Raw genomic sequence first — 22,250 nt, 5'->3', positions numbered from 1 at the left:
GTCTCGCGCGTCAGGCCGGGTCGGGCGTGTGCAGGTCGCTGACGGTGACGTGCACGGCTTCGACGTCGAGGTCGAGAAGCCCTTCGGCGGCCTCGATCACGTCGGTGCGGACCCGGGTGGCCACGGGCCTGATGGGGCTTCCGTACTCCGCCACGAAGGAGACCGTGATCGTCGCGACGTCGTCGACGACCTCCACTCCGGCGCCGTCCAGCGCGTGCACGCCCTCGACCCTCGCCGCCACCGCGTTGACGAGCTTCGTCACGACGCCGTCGCTCACCGTGGTGTCACCACGCAGGTGCGCTGACGGACGCGTGCCCGCCGCGCCCGTCTCGGCGCTGGGCGCCGCCGCGTCGGCCCGCGCCACCGCCTCCGCGCCGCCGTCCTGGTCGCCACCCACGGCGTCGGCGCCGTCGATGTTCCGCCCGGCCGGTTCCGTACCGTCCATCGGAGCCTCCTCCTCCGCGTCGTCCTGGCCTGCTCCATCGTGGCTCGCATCGGCCCGGCTCGCATCGGCCGGCTCGGCGTCCACGGTGTCCTGGGCGCCCTCGGCCACGCCGGGCGTGGAGTCCTCTTCTTCCGCGGGCTCGCCCTCTTCCGTGGCGTCGTCCTCCGCAGCGGCCTCCGGCGCGCCGCTCGCCGCGGAATCCGCCGGGAGGGTGTCGGCCGGATCTGCGACGCCCGTCCCGTCGGCCTCGGCGGCGGGATGGTCGACGGCGGCCTCACCGTCGTCGGGCTCACCAGCATTGGGCTCACCGGCATCGACCTCGCCCGCGTCGGGCTCGCCGGCGTCGGCTTCCGCGGCATCGACGACGACGTCGACGACGACGGCGTCCCGGACCGCGGGCGCACTGGTGACACGTTCGACGGTGTCGCTCGCGGCCGCCTGGATCGCGACCGCCAGGGGCGTTCCCGATGTGGGCGCGCCGTCGTCGCCGCTGGTGGTGGGCCTGGGCGACGCACTGGGGCGGTGGAAGACGTCGTTACTGACTTCGGCCATGCGGACAGATCTCCTTCGGTGAGGATGCGGCGGGTTCCTGCGAACGGCGTCGTCCTGGGGATCCGACCAATGCCGCAGGTCACAGGTCCTGTGTTCATACATGCCGGACCCCGCCGGTGACAAGACCGGGCCGACGTCGTCGCCGGTTCTTCGCGGGAGATTGGCCCGCGGTTCAACAAGTCCCGCACCGTGAATCGGGGCCTGAAGGCGGGCCTGCCTGAGCGCCTGCCCACACGACACCAGCACCTCGACACCCTGTCCGTTACGCCGTCAGGATCCGCAACGCGGTCTGGCCGTCGGTGCGCCACGGTTCGAGGAGCGTTCGCCACTCCCGCGCCTCATCGGGCAGCGATGGTGATGCGGTCAGTCACGGAAGTCCTTCAACGCGCGGCCGAGATCGTCCATGCCGGCCCGGCGTTCGCGCACGTCGAGGGACTCGGCAAGGTCGAGCGCGGCCAGGGCGACACTTCGATCGGCGAGCTCACGAACGACGGCGAGGTCCATCGTCGTGGCGCGAAGCGTGACACGGCCCTCGTCGTCGCGGATGAGGCCGTGGTGGCGCACCACACCGTCGAGATCAGAGGTTGCGAGATAGCCGTCGATATCGTTGGTCTCGACAAGGCCGAGGCGACCGGCGACGTCGGTGGGGTACACCAGGATGCCGCGAAGGCGCTGCCCTGCGCTGGAGTGCGCTCGGTAGTGAGTCACGACAGCACGATTACGCGCTCGCTCGACCAGGTCGGCGGCGCCGAGAGTTCGTAGACGCGCACCAAGCCGCGAGCGTTGTGTCCTTTCCATCCACTCGGCGTCACCGCCTGACAGCAGCGAGACCGCACCCCATGCCGTGGCCTCGGACCACGCCCGGCGGTGTGAGCCCTGCCTGACTGCGAGCAACCGCTCGATCGAGCTCTCGTCAACGATGCCCCGGGCCAGCTGGCGCACCTCACCCCGTGCGACGAGGTACTGCACCTGTCGCGTGGAGACTCCGAGGCGCTCGGCAGCCTCGGACACAGCCATCAGACTCACGACAGACAGTTTCGCATATGCGAAATGGTCTGCCAACCGCGCGCGATCGGCGTCAGGTCCGCGGCGGCCGGGGCACGCCGGACGTGCCGGTGACGATCGCCGTCTCCGGCAGGACGAAGCAGCGCCGGCACAGCGCCTCGTAGGTGAACGTGCCGTCGTCGGGCAGCGGTTCCGAGGCGCCCAGGGGCTCGAGGAACGGCACGCCGTCGCTGAGCACCTGGGTGAACGCGGCGTGCAGGTCCTGGCAGCGGTCGCACACGGCGCGCCGGTAGCGCACGTCGGTCGGGCCGAGCTCGAGCAGCGCCCGGATGGTGGCGAACAGCTCGCCGCGGTGGTCGAGGTCGATGCCACAGGCCAGCACGCGCGTGCCGCGCAGCACCAGCTCCTCGACGACGCGGACGTCGGCGGGGGTGAACATGTGGACCTCGTCGATGGCGACGACGTCCTCGGTGGTGTGCAGCAGCGGTTCGAGGGTCTCCAGCTTGACCGTCGGCACGGAGGCGCCCGTGCGGGACACGATTCGGGCGTCCCGCACGTGCCGGGCCGACTGCACGACGGCGCAGCTCAGCCGAGAGTACGCCAGCGGCGCCATCTGCGCGATGAGGTCGAGTGACTTGCCGGACTTCATCGGGCCGAGAACCAGCGACAGCTCCACCGATACCTCTCCCCGCCATCCGCGACAGGCCGATCCCTGCCGCACAGAACCCTAACTCGGCGCGAGGCGGTCAGGCGGTGTGGGCCCAGCCGGTCCAGCGCGTTGTCGTGATGCGGATCAGGGGACCGTGGGGCGGGGCGTCGGCGTACTGGGGGTAGCGGGCGGTCAGGGCCGCGACGCCGTCGTACCACTCCGGTCCGTCGTCGACGACGTCGGCCGTGCCGTCCGCGCGGACCCACCACAGGCGGTCCCAGTCGTCGGAGTAGTGGTCGCGGAGGACGGCGACCCTCGGGTTCTCCGCGATGTTCCGCAGCCGCCGGAGGGCAGTCGTGGACTTGGGCTTCCGGTCGACCGCGGTGACGATCCGGTCGCCGAGGACGGCGAACGCGATCGGGACGATGTGCGGCGCCAGGTCGCCTCCCGTGGTCGCCAGGTATGCCGATCTCGCGGCGCTCAGCCGCTCCCGGCAGGTCGAGCTGTCGAGCCTCATGCCGCCACGGTAGCGATCGGCGACCACATGGCGATCCGACGGTCGCGGTGGTGGTCCGGCAGACGCGGTAGTGGTCCGACGGCGCCAGCGGGTCACGCCACGGTCGTGAGACGGCGGTCGCCCCGGGACCGACGGCGGTCGCCGCGTGTCGTGTGGCAGGCCCCGCACCCGGGCGCCGCCCTGAGAGCGCCGGCCATGACCAAGAAGAGTTAACGGTACCGTCATCATCGGGCCATCGACCCTGGCTAGGGTGAAATACATGCGGCAGCTGCGAGGGCGCCCAGCCCTGTCCACGGTCCTGGCTCTCTCCTTCTCCCTCCTCCTCGCGGGGGTCGCGCCACTCGGCGCCGCCCCGCCGAGCAGCGCCGCGACGCCGATCGGCGTCGCCCAGGCTCGCGCCACGCAGGACGGATCGACCGCCACGGTGCGGGGGTACGTCGTCGGGCAGCCCATCTCGTCCGGCACCGTGGTCACCAGCGGCTTCCCCACCGACTACGCGCTGGCGCTCGCCGACGCCCCGGGCGAGACCGACACGGAAGACATGCTCTACGTCCAGATCCCGAGCGGCTTCCGCGCCGACTTCGGCCTGGCGTCCAACCCGGGCCGGATGGGCCAGCTCCTCGACGTGACCGGGACGCTGACGACCTACTTCTCGCGGCCGGGGCTCAAGAACGGCAGTGCGTTCGCCGTCGTCGACGGTGGGGACGACGGCGGTGACGGCGGGGGGAGCGATCCCGGCGGTGACGAACCGGCCGGGTACTACGACGCGGCGGACGGCCTGACCGGGAACGCCCTGAAGTCCGCGCTCCACGGGATCATCGACGACCACGCCGAACTGAGCTACTCCACCGTGTGGACCGCGCTGCGCGAGACCGACGAGGACCCGAACGACTCGAGCAACGTCATCGAGCTGTACACCGGCACCTCGATCTCGAAGGACGACAACGGCGGGAACGTGGGCGACTGGAACCGGGAGCACACCTGGGCCAAGAGCCACGGCGACTTCGGCACCTCCGCCGGGCCCGGCACGGACCTGCACCACCTGCGGCCCAGCGACGTCCAGGTGAACTCCACCCGCGGCAACAAGGACTTCGACGAGGGCGGCTCGTCGGTCTCGGGCTGCGGCGGCTGCTACACCGACGCCGACTCGTTCGAGCCGCCGGACCGGGTCAAGGGCGACGTCGCGCGGATGCTCTTCTACATGGCCGTGCGGTACGAGGGCGACGACGGCGTGGACCTGGAGCTCAACGACGCGGTGAGCAGCGGCTCGGCGCCCTGGCACGGGCGGATCTCCGTGCTGCTCGACTGGCACGCGTCCGACCCTGTCTCGGCCACCGAGCGGCGCCGCAACGAGATCATCTACACCGACTGGCAGGGCAACCGGAACCCGTTCATCGACCACCCGGAGTGGGCCGGCCAGATCTGGTGACGCGGCCGGCCGCGGCAGTGGCAGGATGACGCCATGACCGACGACCTGGTCCGCCGCATCGCCGACGCGAGGTTCTCCGGCACGAGGCTGCGCGAGGGCTACGACGTCGCCGAGGTCGACGCGTTCCTCGACCGCCTCGCCGGGGCGGTACGGGCGGAGGGCGAGCACCGGGCGGCACGGGCCGCCGCGCTGGTCGACGACGCACGGTTCCGGGTCGTGAGGTTCCGTGAGGGCTACGACATCGCGGAGGTCGACGGTTTCCTGGACGAGATGCGTGCGGCGGTCACCGGGAGGCGCGCGCGGGCGTCTTCCGGTGCGTCTGCGGAGGGCGCCGGACCGCCACCGGCTGCTCATGGTCCGGCGACCGCCGCGCCGTCGGACCTCGAGCGGGACACGACCTTCCTGGGGTGGCTCTTCGGCCGGAGGTGAGCTCTCGGAGAGGCGGCCACGAGCTACAGGGGACCGAGGACGTCTTGGGGGTCGGCATCCAGGTCGAGGGTGTCCAGGACCGCCAGGAGGACGCGTTCCTCGTAGCGGAAGTGCGACTCCATGATGGCGGCGACGCCCTCGAGGTGGCGGTCCAGTTCCTCCGGGGGCGCTGCGCGGTCGACCGCGTCCTGCAGCGCGGTGAGCAGGTACGCGATCATCGAGTGGTCCGCTTCCAGCTTCCGTATCGTCTCGGTGAGCTGCGGATGCCGCTCGGTGATCGCCGGGAACAGGGCGCGGTCCTCGCCCTCGTGATGCCCGGTCAGGGCCGTGCAGAAGCCGTGGCAGAACAGCAGCAGCTCCCGCGCCGCGGGGTGTGCCGGGCTGCCGTCGGACACCGCCCGGCGGGTGACCCGCAGCGCCTCGCGCAGGCGATGGTGCACCCGGCGTAGTTCCTGTGCCCAGGCGACGAGCCTGGTGGTGTCGCCCCCGCTCATCCGGCGGGGGTCGAAAGGGCGACGTTCACGTCGTGATCCTCTCGGTCCGGCGCCTCCATGCCTGACACAGCCTGCCACCGACACGCGACGCTGCGCCGAGGATACACGGACTCACGGAGATCAGGGGGCTGGACCAACCTGGCCACGGCCTCATTCCTCGCCGTAGAAGAGCCGCTCCATCACCGCCCGGGCCCGCCGGGCCGTGCGCAGGTACAGCTCCTCCAGCTCCGGGCCCGTCCCGACGTCGCCCAGCAGCCCGGCCACGCCGGCCAGGTCCTGGCTGCCGTGCGGCAGCCGGTCGATCTGCGCGCCGGTGGTCTTCCCGGACCACAGCACGATCGCGGACCGCAGCCGCGAGGCCAGGAACCACGCCTCCCGGAGCTCCGTCGCGTCCTGCGCCGACACCAGCCCCGCGTCCCGCGCCGCGTACAGCGCGGGGATCGTCCCGGTGGTCCGCAGCTCGGGCACCTCGTGGGCGTGCTGCAGCTGCAGGAGCTGGACGGTCCACTCGACGTCGGACACTCCCCCGCGCCCGAGCTTGAGGTGCCGCGCCGGGTCGGCGCCCCGCGGCAGCCGCTCGGCCTCGACGCGGGCCTTGATGCGCCGCACCTCGCGGACGACGTCGTCCGGCAGCCCTCCGGCCGGGTAGCGCAGCGGGTCGACGAGCCCGGTGAACCGGTCGGCCAGCCACGCCTCCGGCCCGCTCGCGCCGCCCGCAGGCGCCCACTTCCCCAGGGGCCGCGCGCGCAGCAGCGCCTGCGCCTCCCACGGCGACGACCACCGCTCGTAGTACTCCTGGTACGACGCGAACGATCGCACCAGCGGCCCGTTGCGCCCCTCCGGCCGCAGGTCGGCGTCCACGGGCAGCGGGGGTTCCGGCCCGACGGCGCTCAGCAGCCGCCGCAGTTCGCGCGCCACCGCGAGCGCGAACTCGCCGGCCTCGCGTTCCCCCGCGCCGGACGCCGGGGAGTGCACGAACATCACGTCGGCGTCGGACCCGTAGCCCATCTCCTGGCCGCCGAGCCGCCCCATCGCCACCACCAGGAGGATCGCGGGCTCCGCCCCCGCCGCGATCCCCGAGGCATCCCGGGCCTCGGCCCGCGCCACGCGCAGCGCGCCCCCGAGCACGACGTCGGCCGCGTCCGAGATCGCCCGCGCCGCGCTCACCGGGCCGAGCTCGCCCAGCACCTCCGCGACGCCGGTCCGCGCCAGCTCCCGGCGGCGCAGCGCCCGCAGGGCCTGCGCCGCGGGCGCGGGCTCCTCGGCCCGCCCCAGCACGGCGTCCATCTCCGCGGAGAGCCGTTCGGCCCCGAGCGGCTCGAGGGCCTCGGGGCGGCCGAGCCATTTCACGGATTCCGGCGATCGCGCCAGCGCGTCCGCCAGGTAGGAGGAGCTGGAGAGCACCTGCGCCAGCCGTTCGGCGGCCACCTCCGAGTCCCGCAGCAGCCGCAGGTACCAGTGCGTGGATCCGAGCACATCGGAGAGCTTCCGGAAGGCCAGCAACCCCGCGTCCGGGTCGGCGCCGTCCGCGAACCAGCCGAGCAGGACCGGCAGGAGCTGCCGCTGGATCGCCGCGCGCCGCGACACCCCCTCCGTCAGCGCCTCGACGTGCCGCATGGCGCCCGCGGGGTTGCGGTAGCCGATCGCCGCGAACCGTGCCATGGCCGCCTCCGGCGCGAGGGAGATCTCGTCCTCGCTCAGGCCCGCCGTCGCCGGCAGCAGCGGCCGGTAGAACACGGCCTCGTGCAGGTCCCGCACCTCGCGGCGGACCGCCTTCCACCGCTTGGTCAGCTCCTCCGCCCCGGGCATGCCGAGCCCGCGGGCGAGCCGGCGCAGGTCGGCGTCGTCGGTCGGCATGAGGTGGGTGCGGCGCAGCCCGAACACCTGGATGCGGTGCTCCAGCGCGCGCAGGAACGCGTAGCACTCGGTCATCTGCCCGGTCTCGGCCCGGCCGACGTACCCGCCCGCGGCCAGCGCGGCGAGCGCGTCCAGCGTCGTGGCCGACCGGATCGACTCGTCGGTGCGCCCGTGCACGAGCTGCAGGAGCTGGACGGTGAACTCGACGTCGCGCAGGCCGCCGCGCCCGAGCTTGATCTGCCGCGGTGCCTCCGCGGCCGGCACGTTGTCCTCGACCCGCTTGCGCATGGCCCGCGCGTCCTCGACGAAGTTCTCCCGTGACGCCGCCTGCCACACCATCGGGGACAGCGCGGCGACGTACGCGTCGCCCAGCGCGCGGTCCCCTGCCACCGGCCGGGCCTTGAGCAGCGCCTGGAACTCCCAGGTGGACGCCCAGCGCTCGTAGTAGGCGACGTGGCTGGCCAGGGTCCGCACCAGGGGGCCCTGCTTGCCCTCGGGCCGCAGCGCCGCGTCCACCTCCCACAGCCGGGGCTCGTCCGACGTTCCCGAGCACACCCGCGCCAGCGCCGTCGCCAGGCGGGTGCCCATGCGGAGCGCGTCCTCCTCCGTGGCCGGCTCGCCGTCGGGCCCGGTCGCGGGCTCGGCCACGTAGATGACGTCGACGTCCGAGACGTAGTTCAGCTCGCGCCCGCCCGTCTTGCCCATCCCGATGACAGTGAGCCGCACCGCCTCGTGCCCGGGCGTCGCGTACCGCGCCACGGCCAGCGCCGCCTCGAGCGCCGCCCCGGCCAGGTCCGCGAGCGCCGCCGCGACCGCGGGCACGGCGGCGGTCGCGACCGGAGCGGTGACGTCGGTGGCGAGGATCCGCAGCAGCCGCGCCCGGTAGGCGCGCCGCAACTGGTCGGTGTACGACGGCGGTCCGGGGTGGCGGCCCGGCCGTCCGTGACCGAGTCCGAGCGTGTCCGCGCCGGACGCGCCGGCACCCGCCACGCCCACCGGTGCGCCGCCCGGTCCGGACCCGCCCGGACCCGTCTCGCCCAGGGCCGCCCCGCCCCGCGCGGCCGCGTCCGGGGCGAGTTCGCCCGCGACCGGCACCTCGGCGTCGGGGTCGGCGTCGACGGCGCGCAGGAGCTCGGCGCGCACCTCCGCCGGCGGGACGTGGATGCCGGGCGTGGGGTCGGCGATCACGTCGAGCAGTTCGGGGCGGCGCACGAGCTCGTCGCCGAGGGCCGACGACGCGCCGAGCACCCGCAGCAGCCGTCGCGCCGGGGTGGCCGCCGCCTGCACGCCCACGTCGGCGGGCTCGCCCGGGCCGCCGTCGTCGGACAGGACCTTGCGCAGCGTGTCGGGGGACGCGCCGGCGAGGCGCGTGAGCTGGAGCAGCGCGAGGTCGGGGTCGGCGGTGTCGCCGAGACGTGCGAGGAGCGCCCCGGCGCGGTCGCTGAGGACCACCGCGCGGCCGTCCGGCCCGATGGGAAGGGACTCGTCGCCCTCCCCGTCACGGACGGCGACCAGGCCGGCGTCGTTCCACAGTGTCGCGGACCTGGTGAGGTCGGCGAAGCCCGCCCGGATCAGGTGGGTGGTCAGCGTCTGGGGCCGGCGGCTGGTCACGTTCCGAGATTAGCCCGACCGGTCACAGCACCTGCAGGAAGCGCTCGAGCTCGAACGGCGTCACCTGGGCGCTGTAGGCGTCCCATTCCTGGCGCTTGTTGCTCAGCACGTACTGGAAGACGTGCTCGCCGAGGGTCTCGGCGACGAGCTCGGACTGCTCCATCGCCTCGATCGCCTCGGACAGGTTCCGCGGCAGCGGCTTGATCCCGAGGGACCGGCGCTCGGCCGAGGTGAGGTCCCAGACGGCGTCCTCGGTGTGCTCGATGAGGTCGTAGCCCTCCTCGATACCCTTCATGCCGGCCGCGAGGAGGACGGCGAACGCGAGGTAGGGGTTCGCGGCGGAGTCGAGCGCGCGGTACTCCACGCGCGACGAGTTGCCCTTGCCCGGCTTGTACATCGGCACGCGCACGAGGGCCGACCGGTTGTTGTGCCCCCAGGAGATGTACGACGGCGCCTCCTGGCCGCCCCACAGCCGCTTGTACGAGTTCACGTGCTGGTTCGTGATGGCGGTGATCTCGCCGGCGTGCACCATCAGGCCGGAGATGAACTGGCGCGCGGTCTTGGACAGCTCGAACTGGGCGCCCGGTTCGTGGAAGGCGTTGCGGTCGTCCTCGAACAGCGACATGTGCGTGTGCATGCCGCTGCCGGGGTGCGTCGCGAGCGGCTTGGGCATGAAGGACGCGTACACGCCCTGCTCCAGCGCGACCTCCTTGACCACGGTGCGGAACGTCATGAGGTTGTCCGCGGTGGTGAGGGCGTCGGCGTAGCGCAGGTCGATCTCGTTCTGCCCGGGGCCGGCCTCGTGGTGGGAGAACTCCACCGAGATGCCCATGGACTCCAGCATGGTGATCGCGGCACGGCGGAAGTCGTGCGTGGAGCCGCGGGCGAGATGGTCGAAGTAGCCGCCGTCGTCGACGGGAACCAGGGGCTCCCCGGCCGACTTCGGCTGGTTGAACAGGTAGAACTCCACCTCCGGGTGGGTGTAGAAGGTGAAACCCTCCTCCGCGGACCGGGCGAGCTGGCGCTTGAGCACGTTCCGGGAATCGGCCAGCGAGGGTTCGCCGTCGGGCGTGAGGATGTCGCAGAACATCCTGCCCGTGCCGTGCCGCTCACCCCGCCACGGCAGCACCTGGAAGGTGGTCGGGTCGGGGCGCGCCACCATGTCGGCCTCGTAGACCCGCGTGAGGCCCTCGATCGCCGACCCGTCGAACCCGATGCCCTCGGTGAACGCCGACTCCAGTTCCGCCGGAGCCACGGCCACCGACTTGAGCACGCCGAGCACGTCCGTGAACCAGAGCCGGATGAACCGGATGTCACGCTCCTCGACCGTGCGGAGCACGAACTCTTGCTGCCTGTCCATGGGGGCCATCTTGCCTCATCCGTGTTACTGGTGCGTGTACGGTCAAGGCATGTCAGCCCACACCAAGCCGACGCCCGCGTCGGCCAAGAAGGTGCGCGTGCACCACCTCGCCGCCGCGAAGGAGCGCGGCGAGAAGATCACGATGCTCACGGCGTACGACGCCGTCACCGCCGCCCTGCTGGACGCGTCGGGAGTCGACCTGCTGCTCGTGGGCGACTCGATCGGCAACGTGATGCACGGGCACACCACCACCCTCCCCGTCACCGTGGACGACATGATCCCCCCGGCCCGTGCCGTGGCGTCCGTCGCGAAGCGCGCGCTCGTCGTGGTGGACCTCCCGTTCGGCTCCTACGAGGCCGGGCCCGAACAGGCGCTCGCGACCGGGGTCCGGATGATGAAGGAGACCGGCGTCGCCGCCGTGAAGCTCGAGGGCGGCACCCGCGTGGCCGCGCAGATCCGCGCGCTGACCGACGCCGGTATCCCCGTGGTGGCACACCTCGGATTCACCCCCCAGTCGGAGCACGCCCTCGGCGGACACCGGGTCCAGGGCCGCGGCGACCAGGCCGCCGAGGTCCTCGCCGACGACGCCCTCGCCGTCCAGGAGGCGGGCGCGATCGCCGTCGTCCTCGAGATGGTGCCGGTCGACGTCGCCGCGCGGATCACCGAGATCCTGCGCATCCCCACGATCGGGATCGGCGCGGGGGCGCAGTGCGACGGGCAGGTCCTCGTGTGGACCGACATGGCCGGGATGACCGACTGGACCCCGCGCTTCGCGAAGCGCTACGCCGAACTCGGCCGCGCCCTCCAGCAGGCCGCCGAGGACTACGTCGCCGAGGTGAAGAAGGGCAGGTTCCCCGACGACGCGCACTCCTTCCTGGAGTAGCAGCGTTTCCGAAGCCGCCGGGCTCAGCCGTCCTCGGCTCGTACCCCGCCTGCGGGCGGCCTCGCCACGCTGCGCATCCGGCGACCCCGGACCGGTGACGTCTCCCGCACGGGCTCGCCCTCGTCCGGGCTCAGCCCTTGTCGCGCCAGGCGGCGTCCTCGTCCTCCCACGCCTCGTTGCGGGACCGGGCACGCGACAGCGCCTGCTCGGCCTCCTCACGCGTCGCGTACGGACCCATCAGGTGCGTCCAGGACGAGCGATGCCCCTGCTCGACCTCGCCCGTCTTCGTGTTGTACCAGTACTTCTCCTCGCCACCCATGAGACGATCCTGACACAGCGACGACCCGACGAAGCGCCAGGAGCCCGCAAGTCATGAGCAAGAAGATCGCGTTCGGCATCGACGTCGGCGGTTCGGGCATCAAGGGCGCCCCCGTCGACCTGGACGCCGGCGAGTTCGCCGAGGAGCGCACCCGGATCCCCACCCCGAGCCCCTCCACCCCGGAGGCCGTCGCGGAGGTCCTGCAGGAACTCGTCGACGCCTACGACCTGCCCGACGACGCGCCCATCGGCGTCGCCTTCCCCGCACCCATCCACCACGGCACGGTGCGGTTCATCGCCAACCTCGACGAGTCCTGGGCGGGCGTCGACGTCCCCGCCCTGGTGCACCGCGCCACCGGACGCCACGTCGTCGCCGTGAACGACGCCGACGCCGCGGGCGTCGCCGAGGTGCGCTACGGCGCCGCCCGCGACGCCGACGGCGTCGTGCTCGTCAGCACCCTCGGCACCGGCATCGGATCGGCGCTGTTCGCCGACGGCGTCCTGCTGCCCAACACCGAGCTCGGCCACCTCGAGATCGACGGGCAGGACGCCGAGAAGCACGCCGCCGACTCCGCACGCGACCGCGAGGACCTCTCCTGGGACGAGTGGGCCGAACGGCTCCAGCGGTACTTCGGCGTCGTCGAGGACCTGCTCTCCCCCGACCTGATCGTCGTGGGCGGCGGCGTCAGCAAGAAGCACGACAAGTTCCTGCCCAAGCTCCACCTCCGCGCGCCCATCGTCCCCGCGCACCTGCGCAACGCGGCCGGCATCGTGGGGGCCGCGGCGCTCGCGGCGGACAACGGCGGCTGAACGAGCGCCCCTGGCACGAGAAGCCCCGCGGGCGCGTGGCGGTGAAGACCGGCGCGCCGGCCGTCGCCGCACCCCTGTCGACGACGGCCGGCCGGGCATCCCGGTCGGCGTCCGCCGGCCCTCTCGGACGGCCCCTGTCAGACAGGCCTGTCAGAGGGGCCCGTCAGATGGCGTGCCCCGTTCCGGCGGCTGCGGGCCGCATCGGGGTGTCGCGGAACATCGCGTCGACGCCGAGCATCTCGAGGAGGTTGCGCACCACCGTCGACTGCTCCGCGAGGCTGACGCGAATCCCGTCCTCGGAGCCGAACATCCGGAGCTGCGCCAGGAACGCCGCCCCTGTCGAGTCCATGAACGTCACGCCGGAGGTGTCGACGACGACCGGCCGGGATCGGTCGAGCACCTGCCGGAGCGCCGCGCCGGTCTGGCTCCGCAACGAGATATCGATCTCGCCGGACATCTTCACGACGGTCGCCTCGGTCTTTTCCTCGACAAGGATCGACCCGGCCGTCGACAGCTGGTTCAGATCTTTCACTTGCTCTCGCCCCTGTTCACGCGCATGCCGGAGTCTCACCGACATTCCGTGGCCGACCGACCCCCCGACCGGCCCTGGATCCCGCCACACCCTCGTGGCGATATTCGGCATCCTACGCGGCGCGCTTTGCGAACGGAACAGGTGAAGGCGATTTTCTTCGATCGAGGTTACGACGCTTTACCTGAGTCGGGCTCAATAACATTCCGACACCATCCGAACGAACTATTGATCACTGGATCGCTTCGCCCCCGACGTCTCCTTCTCCCACGCGTCGAGCTGCATGGTCAGGGCCTTCGCCAGCTCGAACACCTGCTGCGGCGGAATCCGCACGCGCGACGCGACCTTCCCCGGAACGACGACATTGCGCACTTCACCCGTATCGGGGTCGTTCTGCGGACTCGGCGGCTGTTTTACAGCGATGAAATCCAGCACGAACGATGTGGGCGTATGCCACACCGAGGCGAAATCGGCCGGGACGCCGGTCTCCATCTCGTCCGGCACGTCGATCTGGAACTCCTGCGGCAGTTCGTCGGACGACACGTCGACTCCTCGTGAAGGGCGGCTGGGCGGCGGTCCGGCGACGCGCGAGCGCGTGGGTCCCGGGCTCCAGACGGTACAGCGTGTTCACCCCGGAGCGCCACGGGCAGTGTGCAGGCAGGCCGGCCAAGCCCTCCGGAATCGCTCCGGAACCGCCCGGAGGAGCGCCTCCCCGCGGGCCGCACGTCCCCGGAGTCGTACGTCCCCGGAGTCGCGCGTCCTCCGAGGCCGCACGTCCTCCGGAATCGCCGACCCGGCCGGTCAGCTCTTGCTGCGGTAGATCCGCATCGCGATCGGGCCCAGCACCGCGGTGAGGACGACCGACGCGATCAGGACCCAGACGATCTCGGTCGCGTCGGGGCTACCGGCCATGAGTCCGCGCACCGCGGTCACCAGGTGGCTGACCGGGTTGACGCTCACGAACGCGCGCAGGCCCGACGGCATCGTCTCCGGGTCCACGAAGACGTTGGAGGCGAACGTGAGCGGCATCAGCACGATCATCGACACACCCATCACCGCGTTGGGCGAGCGCACCAACAGCCCGAGGATGATGAAGGTCCAGCTCAGCGCGAAGGCGAACACCAGCAGGAGCAGCACGCCGAGCAGCACGCCGCCGAGGCCGCCGTCGGGCCGGAAGCCGAGGATCAGGCCCAGCGTGATGGTGATGACGGCGGCGACCGTGTAGCGCACGGTGTCCCCGAGCAGCGCGCCGACCACGGGCGACGGCCGCCAGATCGGCAGCGAGCGGAAGCGGTCGAACACGCCCTTGGAGATGTCCGTGTTGAGCGTGTAGCCGGTGTAGATGGTGACGAACAGGATCGTCTGCACCAGGATCCCGGGCAGCAGGAACTGGATGTAGGCCTGCGTGGAGCCGGCGAGCGCACCGCCGAACAGGTACGTGAACATCAGCGTGAAGATGACGGGCGTGACGAGCACGTCGAAGAGCTGCTCGGGCACGTGCTTGATCTTCAGGAGCGCGCGCCAGCCGAACGTGAGCGTGGTCGACAGGGGCGATGGGCGGGCCGGCCGCTCGGCCAGGGCGACGGCGTCGCGCAGGGTCGTGGTCATCGGGGTGCCTCCGAGGTCTCGCGCTGGCCCGGCGCGGAGGACGTGCCGCCCGCCGGCTCGTCGTCGGGCAACGGCTGGCCCGTGAGGGCGAGGAAGACCTCGTCGAGGCTGGGCTGGCCGAGGCTGAACTCCGGGACGGCGATCCCGGCGTCGGCGAGGGCGGGCAGGAGGCCCGCCACGGCGTCGGTCCCCTCGTCGGGGACGCGGGCCGACAGGGCGTGCGGGTCGGAGCCGAGCGTGACCTCGGCGCCGAGCAGGCGCTCGGTGATCTCGGCGGCCTTGACGCGGTCGGCCACCTCGGCGACGCGCAGGTGCACCGCGCCCTCGCCGACGGATCGCTTGAGCTCGCTCGCGGTGCCCTCCGCGATGCTGCGGCCGTGGTCGATGACGGCGATGCGGTCCGCGAGCTGGTCCGCCTCGTCGAGGTACTGCGTGGTCAGGAGCACGGTGGCGCCGTCCTCGACGAGCACGCGGACGATGTCCCACACCTGGTTGCGGCTGCGCGGGTCCAGGCCGGTGGTCGGCTCGTCGAGGAACAGCACACGCGGCGCGAGCACGAGCGAGGCGGCCAGGTCGATGCGCCGGCGCATGCCGCCCGAGTAGGTCTTGACCTGCCGGGCGCCGGCGTCGGCCAGGTCGAACGCCTCCAGCAGGCCCTGCGTGCGACGCCGTGCGGCGGCGGGCGCGAACCCGTAGAGCCGGGCGAGCATGAGCAGGTTCTCGGTCCCGGTCAGGTCCTCGTCCACCGAGGCGTACTGCCCGGTGAGCCCGACGGCGGAACGCACGGCGTCGGCGTCACGGACGACGTCGTGCCCGAGCACGCGCGCGGTGCCGGCGTCCGGGCGCAGCAGCGTGGCGAGCATGCGGACCACGGTGGTCTTGCCGGCGCCGTTCGGGCCGAGCAGGCCGAACACGCTGCCCTCGGCGATGGAGAGGTCGATACCGTCGACCGCCTTGGTGACGGACTTGCGGCTGGTGAAGTGCTTGACGAGACCCTGGGCCTCGACGGCGAGCGAGTCGGACATACGTTCACCTCCGGTGCCACTGTTCCACGATCGGGGGCGCCGCTCAATCGGTTTCGGAACGCCCCCGAGCCGTCGCCCGGGAGCCGTGGCCCGGCCGAGGCGGCCCGCCGCACACGACCGGCGTCGCCTCGTGGATCGGCGCCGCGCGCCCGGAGGAGCGCGCGACGCCGGGTGACCCCTCCTTCCTATCGCTGGAGCGTCAGCAGACCCGGGCGGTACGGCAGCAGGCCGTAGTCCGTCCCGTCCGAGCTGGGGTCACGACCCTGGTACAGGAACCGCAGGTTGCAGGGATCGATGGTCATGGTCTCGTCGGCGCTGGTGCGCAGCAGCTCACCGTGGCTGATGTCGTTGGTCCAGGTGGCACCGCTGTTGGCCCGGCCCGCGAACGGGTTGCTCTCCGAGGCGGCCTGCGGCGTCCACGAACCGGTGAGGCTGTTGGCCGTGAAGGAACGGAAGTAGCGGCCCTGCGCGCCGATCGCCTCGACGATCATGAGGTACTGGTTCCGGTCCTTGACCTTGTAGACCTGGACTGCCTCGAACAGGTTGTTCCGGGTGTCGCTCATGACGACGGAGTAGTTGCTCCCGAAGTTCCCCGGGAAGTTCCCGATCGGCATGCTGGACCGGTAGATCCTGCCGTTGTCCCCGGCGAAGAACAGGTGCATGTTCTGGCCGTCGCCGATGAGCGCCTGGTCGATGGGCCCGGTGCCGGAGTCGCTGATCGACCCGGTGAACAGCGGGCTCGCCGCCGACCAGCCGTTCGGGTTCGTGGGGTCGCTCGACGTGCGGTACATGAACGGCGACGGGCCCCACTGGTAGGCGAGCACCCAGATGTTGCGCGGGGCGAAGTAGAACAGCGTCGGGGCCACCGTGCCGGACGACATCGCGTTCTGCGAGACGCTGCCCATCTGCGAGTAGTCGGAGAAGAGGCCGAAGTTCATCGAGCCCCAGGACGTGCCGTAGTCGTGGGTCGTCGCGTAGACGAGCTGCTGACCGTTGTACGGGGCCACCGTGAAGTCCTTGAGCGAGACCCAGCCGGACCGCGGCTGCGCCAGCGGGCCCGTGGAGGACCAGCGGTAGCTCGAGGGCAGGTCGCAGGACGACGACGAGTTGCTCATGAACGAGACGTCGTCGACGTAGAGGTTGTCGGTCCCGCCGGTCGTCTCCACGTAGAACGTGGCAGACGACAGCGTGCCGGACCAGGAGACCGTCGTGGTGCCCGTCAGCTGGGTCCAGCCCGAGGAGTTCACGGCCCCCTGCGCGAGCTGGATGTAGTTGGTCGAGCCGCCGGCGGTCACCGCCAGGGTGACCTTGCCGGTCGGGCTCCCGCCCTGCGTCCGCATCCACACGCTCGTCGTGTAGCTGGTGTTGTTCGTCAGCGCGGACGTCACGTTCTGGGACGGGCCGTTCCACGACGCCGTGCGGCCCGTGTACGAGAGGGCACGGCTTCCGCCGTGGACGGGGTTGGTGGTGGAGGCCAGGGATCCCGCGCCGAACGTCGACCAGCCGGTCGTGCCGTTCTCCATGTCGCTGTTCGTGAGCAGGTTCGGGCCCGCCGCGGCCGCGGGGGTGAGATCGGGAGGCACCGCCGCTGCGGTGACCAGCGCCAGGGCTGTGGCCAGCCCCAGCGCGAGACTTGCGATGGACTTCCTCATCCTTCGCTCCTCTTCGTGGGTATGTGAGCGCTAACATCATCACGCCGGAGCGCTGCCGCCGGTAGCAGGTTTAACGATTAACCTCGTGGTGCCGGAACGGCGCCCACGCTCATTCCCTGATCGCCGGCTGTGCCTCGCGGCCCGTCGGGGACGGCGCCGGGGCCGTCGGGGACGACGTGGGCTCCGGCGCCGTCGGCTCGTCAGCCCCCGTTGGACTGCCGGATGCCCTCGGCGAGGGCGTCGAACCGGTAGACGAAGCCGCCCGCGGGCCCGCTGACCGTCATGTAGGCGTCGGTGGTGCCCGGCCGGATCGCGACGTTGGTCGCGGACTCGAGCCCCTCGTGGCCGGCCGGGACGGTCACGGTGGTCTGGTGGGTGCCGTCCGGCGCATACACGAGGATCCGCGGCGTGCCGTGCATCCCCTGGTAGAGGTTCCCCGCGGCGTCGACGGCGGTCGAGTCCGTCTGGTCCGTGCCGCCGTTCACGTGGATGGCCGCGTGACCGGCCGTCACCGCAGTCCCGCCCTCGCCGAGCGTGAGGTGGTCCACCCGGTTGGCGTCGAGCTGGCTGACCCAGAGCGCGCCGCCGTCGAGGTCGAAGGAGATGCCGTTCGGGTTGGGCAGGTTCGCGGCCAGGACGGTCGCCCTTCCTGTGTCGCGGTCGATGCGCACCACCCGGCCCGACATCGTCCCCACCGGATAGGCGACGGGTGAGGAGTCGGTGACGAAGAGGTGCCCGTCGTCGTCGAACGTGAGGTCGTCCGGGTGCATGGCGCGGCCCTTGACGCGGCCCTCGAAGAACGTTCGCGGGTCGTCTCCGTCCTGGCTGACGCTGACGATCCTGCCGCCCTGGTAGTCGGTCAGGTAGAGCCGGCCGTCGTACGGGCTGAGCTGGGCGGACGTGTAGGCGCCCGCCGAGTCGGTGAACACCGGCTCCACCTCGCGCGCGTCGAGATCGACCCGCATGACCTTCGGGTCCCCGGCCGGGGCGGTGACGTCGACGAGGTACAGCTTGCCGTCGTCGCCGAACACCGGGCCCTCGAGCAGGGTCATGCCGGTCTCCTCGTGCACGGACGTCACCTGCAGGACCCGCTCGGCGGTGATCCCGCTCGGCCCGGCGGGCGCCTCCCCCGCCGTCGACCCGGCGACGCACCCCGCCAGCGGAAGCGTCAGGGCGACGGCGGCCCCGGCCGTGAGCCGGCGAGCGCGGGCGCCGCGTGTCGTCCTCATCGCTCAGCCCTCCGTGCGGGCGGCGGCGGGCGCGACCAGGACGTCGCTCATGTGGCCCTTGCGCCACTCGGCCAGCAGCCTGTGGAAGGCGACGGGCCCGGGGCTGTACGACGTCGGCGCCGCGCGGCGCGTGCCCTCGCCGTTGTAGTAGCCGGGCGTGCACTCGGCGAGGAACGCGGAGTTGTCGACGAAGGTCTCGGCCAGGGTGCGCGCCCAGGCGGCCTCGGCCTCGGGCGTCGGTTCGACGTACCGCGCCCCGGTCTTGCTCGCCTCGGCGACGACCGCCGCGATGTGCTCCGCCTGTTCCTGCAGGATGTGCACGAAGTTCACCGAGTTGGCGTTCTGCAGCGGCCCCAGGTGGAAGAGGTTCGGGAAGCCGTGGGAGTAGAAGCCGTGCAGCGTGCGCGGCCCGCGTCCCCAGGCCTCGAGCAGCGGGGTGCCGCCTCGCCCGTGCACGGGCAGCGTGCCGGAGACGACGCCGGAGACCCCGGTCTCGAAGCCGGTCGCGAAGATCACGCAGTCGACCTCGTACTCCGTCTCGCCCACGACGACGCCGTTCTCGGTCATCCCGGTGACCCCGCCGTGGTCGGCGGTGTCCACGAGCGTCACGTTCGGCCGGTTGAAGGTCTGCAGGTAGTGGTCGCTGAAGCCCGGGCGCTTGCACATGTAGCGGTACCACGGCTTGAGGGCCTCGGCCGTGGCCGGGTCGTGCACGACATCGTCCACGCGGGCGCGGATCTCGTTCATCTTGGCGAAGTCGGCCAGTTCGTCGAGCCGTTCCCGCTCGGCGGGGTCGAGCGTGGTGTCCACGGCCCCCGTGATGATCGCGCGCTGCAGTCGTGCCGTGCCGGTCCACCCGTCCTGGACGAGGTCCTCCTCGACGTCCTCCCCGGCGAGGATCGCGAGAAAGTTCTCCATCCGCTCACGCTGCCAGCCGGGCCGGAGCGAGGCCGCCCACTCCGGGTCGGTGGGCCGGTTGTCGCGCACGTCCACCGACGACGGCGTCCGCTGCAGCACGTACAGGTGCCGCGCGTCCCGGGCCACGTGCGGGATCGCCTGCAGGCCGGTGGCGCCGGTGCCGACGACGGCGACCCGCTTGTCCGCGAGCCCCGTCAGGCCGCCGTCGGCGGTGCCGCCGGTGTAGCCGTAGTCCCACCGGCTGGTGTGGAAGGTGTGGCCGCGGAAGTCCTCGATGCCCGGGATGCCGGGCAGTTTGGGCTGCGTGAGCGTGCCGGAGGAGACGACGACGTGGCGGGCGCGCATCTCGTCGCCCCGGTCGGTCCGTACGTGCCACTCCGCGGCGTCCTCGTCCCAGCGCAGCTCGGTCACCCGCGTGTGGAACACCGCGTCGCGGTACAGGCCGTAGTGCTCGGCGATCCGCACGGCGTGCTGCCGGATCTCCTCGCCCGGCGCGTACCGCCACTTCGGCATGTAGCCGGTCTCCTCCAGCAGCGGCATGTAGGAGTAGGACTCGACGTCGCAGTGGATGCCCGGGTAGCGGTTCCAGTACCAGGTGCCGCCGAAGTCCCCGGCCTCGTCCATCATCCGCAGCGACTCGACGCCGGCCTCCCGCAACCGGGCACCGGTGAGCAGGCCGCCGAAGCCGCCGCCCACGACCAGCACCTCGACACCGTCCGTCAGCGGGTCCCGCTCGACGCGCTCGGTGTACGGGTCCTTCGCGTAGTAGCCGAACTCGCCCGCCGCGCGCCGGTACTGCGTCGCGCCGTCGGTGCGGATCCGGCGGTCCCGCTCCCGGCGGTACCTCTCGCGCAGGGCGTCGGGATCGAACCCGAGGTCCGGGAGCGTCGTGCCGGTGCGGGGCGTCGTGTCGGTCATCGCGGAGACCTTTCGTCGGGGTCGGCGGGCACCGAGGTCCCGGCGAGGCTCGGCGCCCGGAGGCCGGCCCGGCCCCGGCCGGACTCGTCGGGACCTCGGCGCCGATGCCAGAGGGTGAAACAAACCGTACATGGATGTACGTTTCAGGTCCACACCCCGCCGTGCACGGCGCAGCCCGTAACCTCACCACATGACGGAAGCTCCAACCCGGCGGGACGCCGCGCGCAACCGCGAGCGCCTCGTCGCCGCCGCCCGGCGGGTGTTCGCGGACCTCGGGCCGGACGCCCCGCTCGAGGAGATCGCCCGCACGGCGGGCGTGAGCCGCACCACCCTGCACCGGCACTTCGCGGATCGTCCGGCGCTGGTCTCGGCCGTCATGTGGCAGAACGTCGTGGACATCGAGACCGAGGCCGCGAAGCTGTCGGACGCCGACGACGGCGCGGTGCGCCTGTTCCACTTCATGCATGACATGCAGCGGGGCGCCCCGTGGCTGGCGCTCGTCGTCACCCCCGGCGGTGACGTGGAGCTGCGCGCCCTCGGCGACCTCGCCGAGCGGACGGCGTCGGCCCTCGAACCGCTCCTGGCGAGGGCACGCGAGGCGGGCCTCACCCACCCGTCCGTCACCACGCAGCACGTGCTGCTCACGCTCCCGATGGCGATGGCCGTCCAGGCGGCGGAGACGAGTGCGGGGCTCCGGCCACCGGCGGACGCGACGCGCGAGATCCTGCACCGCGGGCTCTTCACCACCGATCCGCCGGGGACCGGGAGGCCGGGCGGCTAGCGAGCGGCCGGGCGTACGCCCCCTGGTCGACGCACGGCGTCGCGTTGGCGAGCCCCGGCCTGCATGTTTAGCATCACTCGATGGACGGCAATCAGCCTTCGGAACCGCCGCCGACACGGAACGACCGGCCCGTCCGCGCACTCCGCCCGAACGGCGCCGGGCCTGGGAGGACGACCATGCCCGCCAACCGGTACGTAGAAGCCTTTCACGAGCTGACGACGCAGGCCAACGACGCCGGCCTGATGCGCCGTCGCTACGGCTTCTACTGGGCGATGATGCTGTTCTGGACGCTGGCCACGGTGGCGATCCTCGTCGGCGTGGCCGTGCTGGGTGACACGTGGTTCCAGCTCCTCCTGGCGGCCCTGCTCGGCGTGACGATGGCACAGCTCGGATTCCTCGGGCACGAGGCGGCCCACCGGGAGATCTTCGCCTCCGACGGCTGGAACGAGTGGACGGCACGCATCATCGCCGGGCTGCTCAACGGACTCAGCTACGGCTGGTGGGTGGACAAGCACGGCCGGCACCACGCCAACCCGAACAAGGAACGTGAGGACCCCGACGTCCGGTCCCGGGTACTGTCCTTCACGCCGGACGGCACCGACGAGCGCACCGGCCTGGCCGCGAGGCTCGCCAGGTATCAGGGCTACTACTTCCTCCCGCTCCTGCTCTTCGAGGGATTCTCGCTGCATGCCAGTTCGTTCAGGACCATCCTCGGCGGCAAGGACGTCACCCACCGCTGGACCGAGATCCTCTTCGTCGGGGTCCGGGTCCTCGGGTACCTCGGCTTCCTGTTCATCGTTCTTCCGCCCGGGATGGCGGTCGCCTTCGTGGCCGTGCAGGTCGCCGTGTTCGGGTTCCTGCTGGGTGGCGCGTTCTCCCCCAACCACATCGGGATGCCTACCGTCCCGCACGACGCCGACATCGACTTCCTGCGCCGGCAGATCTACATGTCCCGAAACGTCCGGGGCGGGCCGCTGGTGCACTTCTTCATGGGCGGCCTGGAGTACCAGGTGGAGCATCACCTGTTCCCGATGGCACCCCGCCCGAACCTGCCCGCCCTGCGGAAGCTCGTCCGCAGCTACTGCGCCGAGAACGACATCCCCTACACGGAGACATCGCTCGGCGGAGCCTTCCGGACGATCATCGCCTACCTGAATCAGGTCGGGCTGAAGCACCGCGACCCGTACACCTGCCCGCTGGTGCGCCGGTACCGCGGCTGAGCATGGAGGAC

General features: G+C 71.9%; 21 protein-coding genes. 6 read left to right on the top strand and 15 right to left on the bottom strand.

Annotation, left to right across the window (positions count from 1 at the left end):
* Positions 1–10: 10 nt before the first annotated feature.
* The 4 genes from IIE03_RS10895 to IIE03_RS10880 form a co-directional block, all read right to left on the bottom strand.
* Positions 11–997: an Asp23/Gls24 family envelope stress response protein gene (locus IIE03_RS10895; RefSeq protein WP_192862784.1), complete on the bottom strand. Its 987-nt coding sequence runs from the start codon at positions 995–997 to the stop codon at positions 11–13.
* Positions 998–1,360: 363 nt separating this feature from the next.
* Positions 1,361–2,014: a hypothetical protein gene (locus IIE03_RS10890; RefSeq protein WP_192862783.1), complete on the bottom strand. Its 654-nt coding sequence runs from the start codon at positions 2,012–2,014 to the stop codon at positions 1,361–1,363.
* Positions 2,015–2,075: 61 nt separating this feature from the next.
* Complete coding sequence (locus IIE03_RS10885) at positions 2,076–2,678, bottom strand: thymidine kinase (protein WP_192862782.1); 603 nt, start codon at positions 2,676–2,678, stop codon at positions 2,076–2,078.
* 70 nt (positions 2,679–2,748) lie between these two features.
* Complete coding sequence (locus IIE03_RS10880) at positions 2,749–3,168, bottom strand: TIGR03668 family PPOX class F420-dependent oxidoreductase (RefSeq protein WP_192862781.1); 420 nt, start codon at positions 3,166–3,168, stop codon at positions 2,749–2,751.
* Between the two features lie 259 nt (positions 3,169–3,427).
* On the opposite strand from IIE03_RS10880, the gene IIE03_RS10875 reads away from it, so the two are divergent.
* Positions 3,428–4,597, top strand: coding sequence for an endonuclease (locus tag IIE03_RS10875; RefSeq protein WP_192862780.1), 1,170 nt, complete (start codon positions 3,428–3,430; stop codon positions 4,595–4,597).
* Positions 4,598–4,630: 33 nt separating this feature from the next.
* Complete coding sequence (locus IIE03_RS10870) at positions 4,631–5,026, top strand: DivIVA domain-containing protein (protein WP_192862786.1); 396 nt, start codon at positions 4,631–4,633, stop codon at positions 5,024–5,026.
* A gap of 23 nt (positions 5,027–5,049) precedes the next feature.
* On the opposite strand, the gene IIE03_RS10865 is transcribed toward IIE03_RS10870, so the two are convergent.
* The 3 genes from IIE03_RS10865 to glnA form a co-directional block, all read right to left on the bottom strand.
* Positions 5,050–5,520, bottom strand: coding sequence for a hemerythrin domain-containing protein (locus IIE03_RS10865; RefSeq protein ID WP_192862779.1), 471 nt, complete (start codon positions 5,518–5,520; stop codon positions 5,050–5,052).
* A gap of 150 nt (positions 5,521–5,670) precedes the next feature.
* Positions 5,671–8,988, bottom strand: coding sequence for a bifunctional [glutamine synthetase] adenylyltransferase/[glutamine synthetase]-adenylyl-L-tyrosine phosphorylase (locus IIE03_RS10860; RefSeq protein WP_192862778.1), 3,318 nt, complete (start codon positions 8,986–8,988; stop codon positions 5,671–5,673).
* Positions 8,989–9,010: 22 nt separating this feature from the next.
* Entirely contained in the window at positions 9,011–10,348 is a 1,338-nt protein-coding gene (glnA, locus tag IIE03_RS10855; protein ID WP_192862777.1) for a type I glutamate--ammonia ligase, read from the bottom strand.
* 49 nt (positions 10,349–10,397) lie between these two features.
* Between glnA and panB the strand changes: the two genes are divergently transcribed.
* Entirely contained in the window at positions 10,398–11,231 is an 834-nt protein-coding gene (panB, locus tag IIE03_RS10850; protein WP_192862776.1) for a 3-methyl-2-oxobutanoate hydroxymethyltransferase, read from the top strand.
* A gap of 130 nt (positions 11,232–11,361) precedes the next feature.
* Here panB and IIE03_RS10845 read toward each other — a convergent pair whose 3' ends face one another.
* Positions 11,362–11,550 carry an SPOR domain-containing protein gene (locus IIE03_RS10845; protein WP_192862775.1) on the bottom strand — a complete coding sequence of 63 codons (189 nt, stop codon included), beginning with the start codon at positions 11,548–11,550 and terminating at the stop codon, positions 11,362–11,364.
* A 53-nt stretch (positions 11,551–11,603) separates the two neighbouring features.
* Here IIE03_RS10845 and ppgK point away from each other — a divergent pair, with 53 nt between their 5' ends.
* On the top strand, positions 11,604–12,359 hold the full coding sequence (gene ppgK / locus IIE03_RS10840; RefSeq protein ID WP_192862774.1) for a polyphosphate--glucose phosphotransferase: 756 nt from the start codon (positions 11,604–11,606) through the stop codon (positions 12,357–12,359).
* 163 nt (positions 12,360–12,522) lie between these two features.
* On the opposite strand, the gene IIE03_RS10835 is transcribed toward ppgK, so the two are convergent.
* The 7 genes from IIE03_RS10835 to IIE03_RS10805 form a co-directional block, all read right to left on the bottom strand.
* Positions 12,523–12,891 carry an STAS domain-containing protein gene (locus IIE03_RS10835; RefSeq protein ID WP_318842921.1) on the bottom strand — a complete coding sequence of 123 codons (369 nt, stop codon included), beginning with the start codon at positions 12,889–12,891 and terminating at the stop codon, positions 12,523–12,525.
* A 222-nt stretch (positions 12,892–13,113) separates the two neighbouring features.
* Entirely contained in the window at positions 13,114–13,431 is a 318-nt protein-coding gene (locus IIE03_RS10830; protein WP_192862772.1) for a DUF3467 domain-containing protein, read from the bottom strand.
* Between the two features lie 258 nt (positions 13,432–13,689).
* Positions 13,690–14,496 carry an ABC transporter permease gene (locus IIE03_RS10825; protein WP_192862771.1) on the bottom strand — a complete coding sequence of 269 codons (807 nt, stop codon included), beginning with the start codon at positions 14,494–14,496 and terminating at the stop codon, positions 13,690–13,692.
* Positions 14,493–15,521 carry an ATP-binding cassette domain-containing protein gene (locus IIE03_RS10820; RefSeq protein WP_192862770.1) on the bottom strand — a complete coding sequence of 343 codons (1,029 nt, stop codon included), beginning with the start codon at positions 15,519–15,521 and terminating at the stop codon, positions 14,493–14,495. The genes IIE03_RS10825 and IIE03_RS10820 overlap by 4 nt, the downstream gene beginning before the upstream one ends.
* A gap of 185 nt (positions 15,522–15,706) precedes the next feature.
* Complete coding sequence (locus IIE03_RS10815; RefSeq protein ID WP_192862769.1) at positions 15,707–17,173, bottom strand: non-reducing end alpha-L-arabinofuranosidase family hydrolase; 1,467 nt, start codon at positions 17,171–17,173, stop codon at positions 15,707–15,709.
* Positions 17,174–17,373: 200 nt separating this feature from the next.
* A complete protein-coding gene (locus IIE03_RS10810; RefSeq protein WP_192862768.1) occupies positions 17,374–18,402 on the bottom strand; it encodes an SMP-30/gluconolactonase/LRE family protein in 1,029 nt (342 codons plus the stop codon).
* 3 nt (positions 18,403–18,405) lie between these two features.
* Entirely contained in the window at positions 18,406–20,238 is a 1,833-nt protein-coding gene (locus IIE03_RS10805) for a flavin-containing monooxygenase (RefSeq protein WP_192862767.1), read from the bottom strand.
* Between the two features lie 190 nt (positions 20,239–20,428).
* Between IIE03_RS10805 and IIE03_RS10800 the strand changes: the two genes are divergently transcribed.
* Both IIE03_RS10800 and IIE03_RS10795 read left to right on the top strand, forming a co-directional pair.
* Entirely contained in the window at positions 20,429–21,019 is a 591-nt protein-coding gene (locus IIE03_RS10800; RefSeq protein WP_192862766.1) for a TetR/AcrR family transcriptional regulator, read from the top strand.
* Positions 21,020–21,195: 176 nt separating this feature from the next.
* On the top strand, positions 21,196–22,239 hold the full coding sequence (locus IIE03_RS10795; protein ID WP_192862765.1) for a fatty acid desaturase family protein: 1,044 nt from the start codon (positions 21,196–21,198) through the stop codon (positions 22,237–22,239).
* Positions 22,240–22,250: the final 11 nt, after the last annotated feature.

Origin of the sequence: Myceligenerans pegani (assembly GCF_014892515.1) — a bacterium.
Lineage (GTDB): Bacteria > Actinomycetota > Actinomycetes > Actinomycetales > Cellulomonadaceae > Myceligenerans > Myceligenerans pegani.
The sequence above is the reverse complement of the archived record's forward strand: the minus strand, read 5'-3'. Positions and strand labels throughout refer to the sequence as shown.

What these genes read in the sequence shown, in the direction of transcription:
- IIE03_RS10895 (WP_192862784.1), bottom strand. Translation starts at nt 997, where the DNA reads ATGGCCGAAGTCAGTAACGACGTCTTCCACCGCCCCAGTGCGTCGCCC.
- IIE03_RS10890 (WP_192862783.1), bottom strand. Translation starts at nt 2,014, where the DNA reads ATGGCTGTGTCCGAGGCTGCCGAGCGCCTCGGAGTCTCCACGCGACAG.
- IIE03_RS10880 (WP_192862781.1), bottom strand. Translation starts at nt 3,168, where the DNA reads ATGAGGCTCGACAGCTCGACCTGCCGGGAGCGGCTGAGCGCCGCGAGA.
- IIE03_RS10875 (WP_192862780.1), top strand. Translation starts at nt 3,428, where the DNA reads ATGCGGCAGCTGCGAGGGCGCCCAGCCCTGTCCACGGTCCTGGCTCTC.
- IIE03_RS10870 (WP_192862786.1), top strand. Translation starts at nt 4,631, where the DNA reads ATGACCGACGACCTGGTCCGCCGCATCGCCGACGCGAGGTTCTCCGGC.
- IIE03_RS10865 (WP_192862779.1), bottom strand. Translation starts at nt 5,520, where the DNA reads ATGAGCGGGGGCGACACCACCAGGCTCGTCGCCTGGGCACAGGAACTA.
- glnA (WP_192862777.1), bottom strand. Translation starts at nt 10,348, where the DNA reads ATGGACAGGCAGCAAGAGTTCGTGCTCCGCACGGTCGAGGAGCGTGAC.
- panB (WP_192862776.1), top strand. Translation starts at nt 10,398, where the DNA reads ATGTCAGCCCACACCAAGCCGACGCCCGCGTCGGCCAAGAAGGTGCGC.
- IIE03_RS10845 (WP_192862775.1), bottom strand. Translation starts at nt 11,550, where the DNA reads ATGGGTGGCGAGGAGAAGTACTGGTACAACACGAAGACGGGCGAGGTC.
- ppgK (WP_192862774.1), top strand. Translation starts at nt 11,604, where the DNA reads ATGAGCAAGAAGATCGCGTTCGGCATCGACGTCGGCGGTTCGGGCATC.
- IIE03_RS10825 (WP_192862771.1), bottom strand. Translation starts at nt 14,496, where the DNA reads ATGACCACGACCCTGCGCGACGCCGTCGCCCTGGCCGAGCGGCCGGCC.
- IIE03_RS10820 (WP_192862770.1), bottom strand. Translation starts at nt 15,521, where the DNA reads ATGTCCGACTCGCTCGCCGTCGAGGCCCAGGGTCTCGTCAAGCACTTC.
- IIE03_RS10815 (WP_192862769.1), bottom strand. Translation starts at nt 17,173, where the DNA reads ATGAGGAAGTCCATCGCAAGTCTCGCGCTGGGGCTGGCCACAGCCCTG.
- IIE03_RS10810 (WP_192862768.1), bottom strand. Translation starts at nt 18,402, where the DNA reads ATGAGGACGACACGCGGCGCCCGCGCTCGCCGGCTCACGGCCGGGGCC.
- IIE03_RS10805 (WP_192862767.1), bottom strand. Translation starts at nt 20,238, where the DNA reads ATGACCGACACGACGCCCCGCACCGGCACGACGCTCCCGGACCTCGGG.
- IIE03_RS10800 (WP_192862766.1), top strand. Translation starts at nt 20,429, where the DNA reads ATGACGGAAGCTCCAACCCGGCGGGACGCCGCGCGCAACCGCGAGCGC.
- IIE03_RS10795 (WP_192862765.1), top strand. Translation starts at nt 21,196, where the DNA reads ATGCCCGCCAACCGGTACGTAGAAGCCTTTCACGAGCTGACGACGCAG.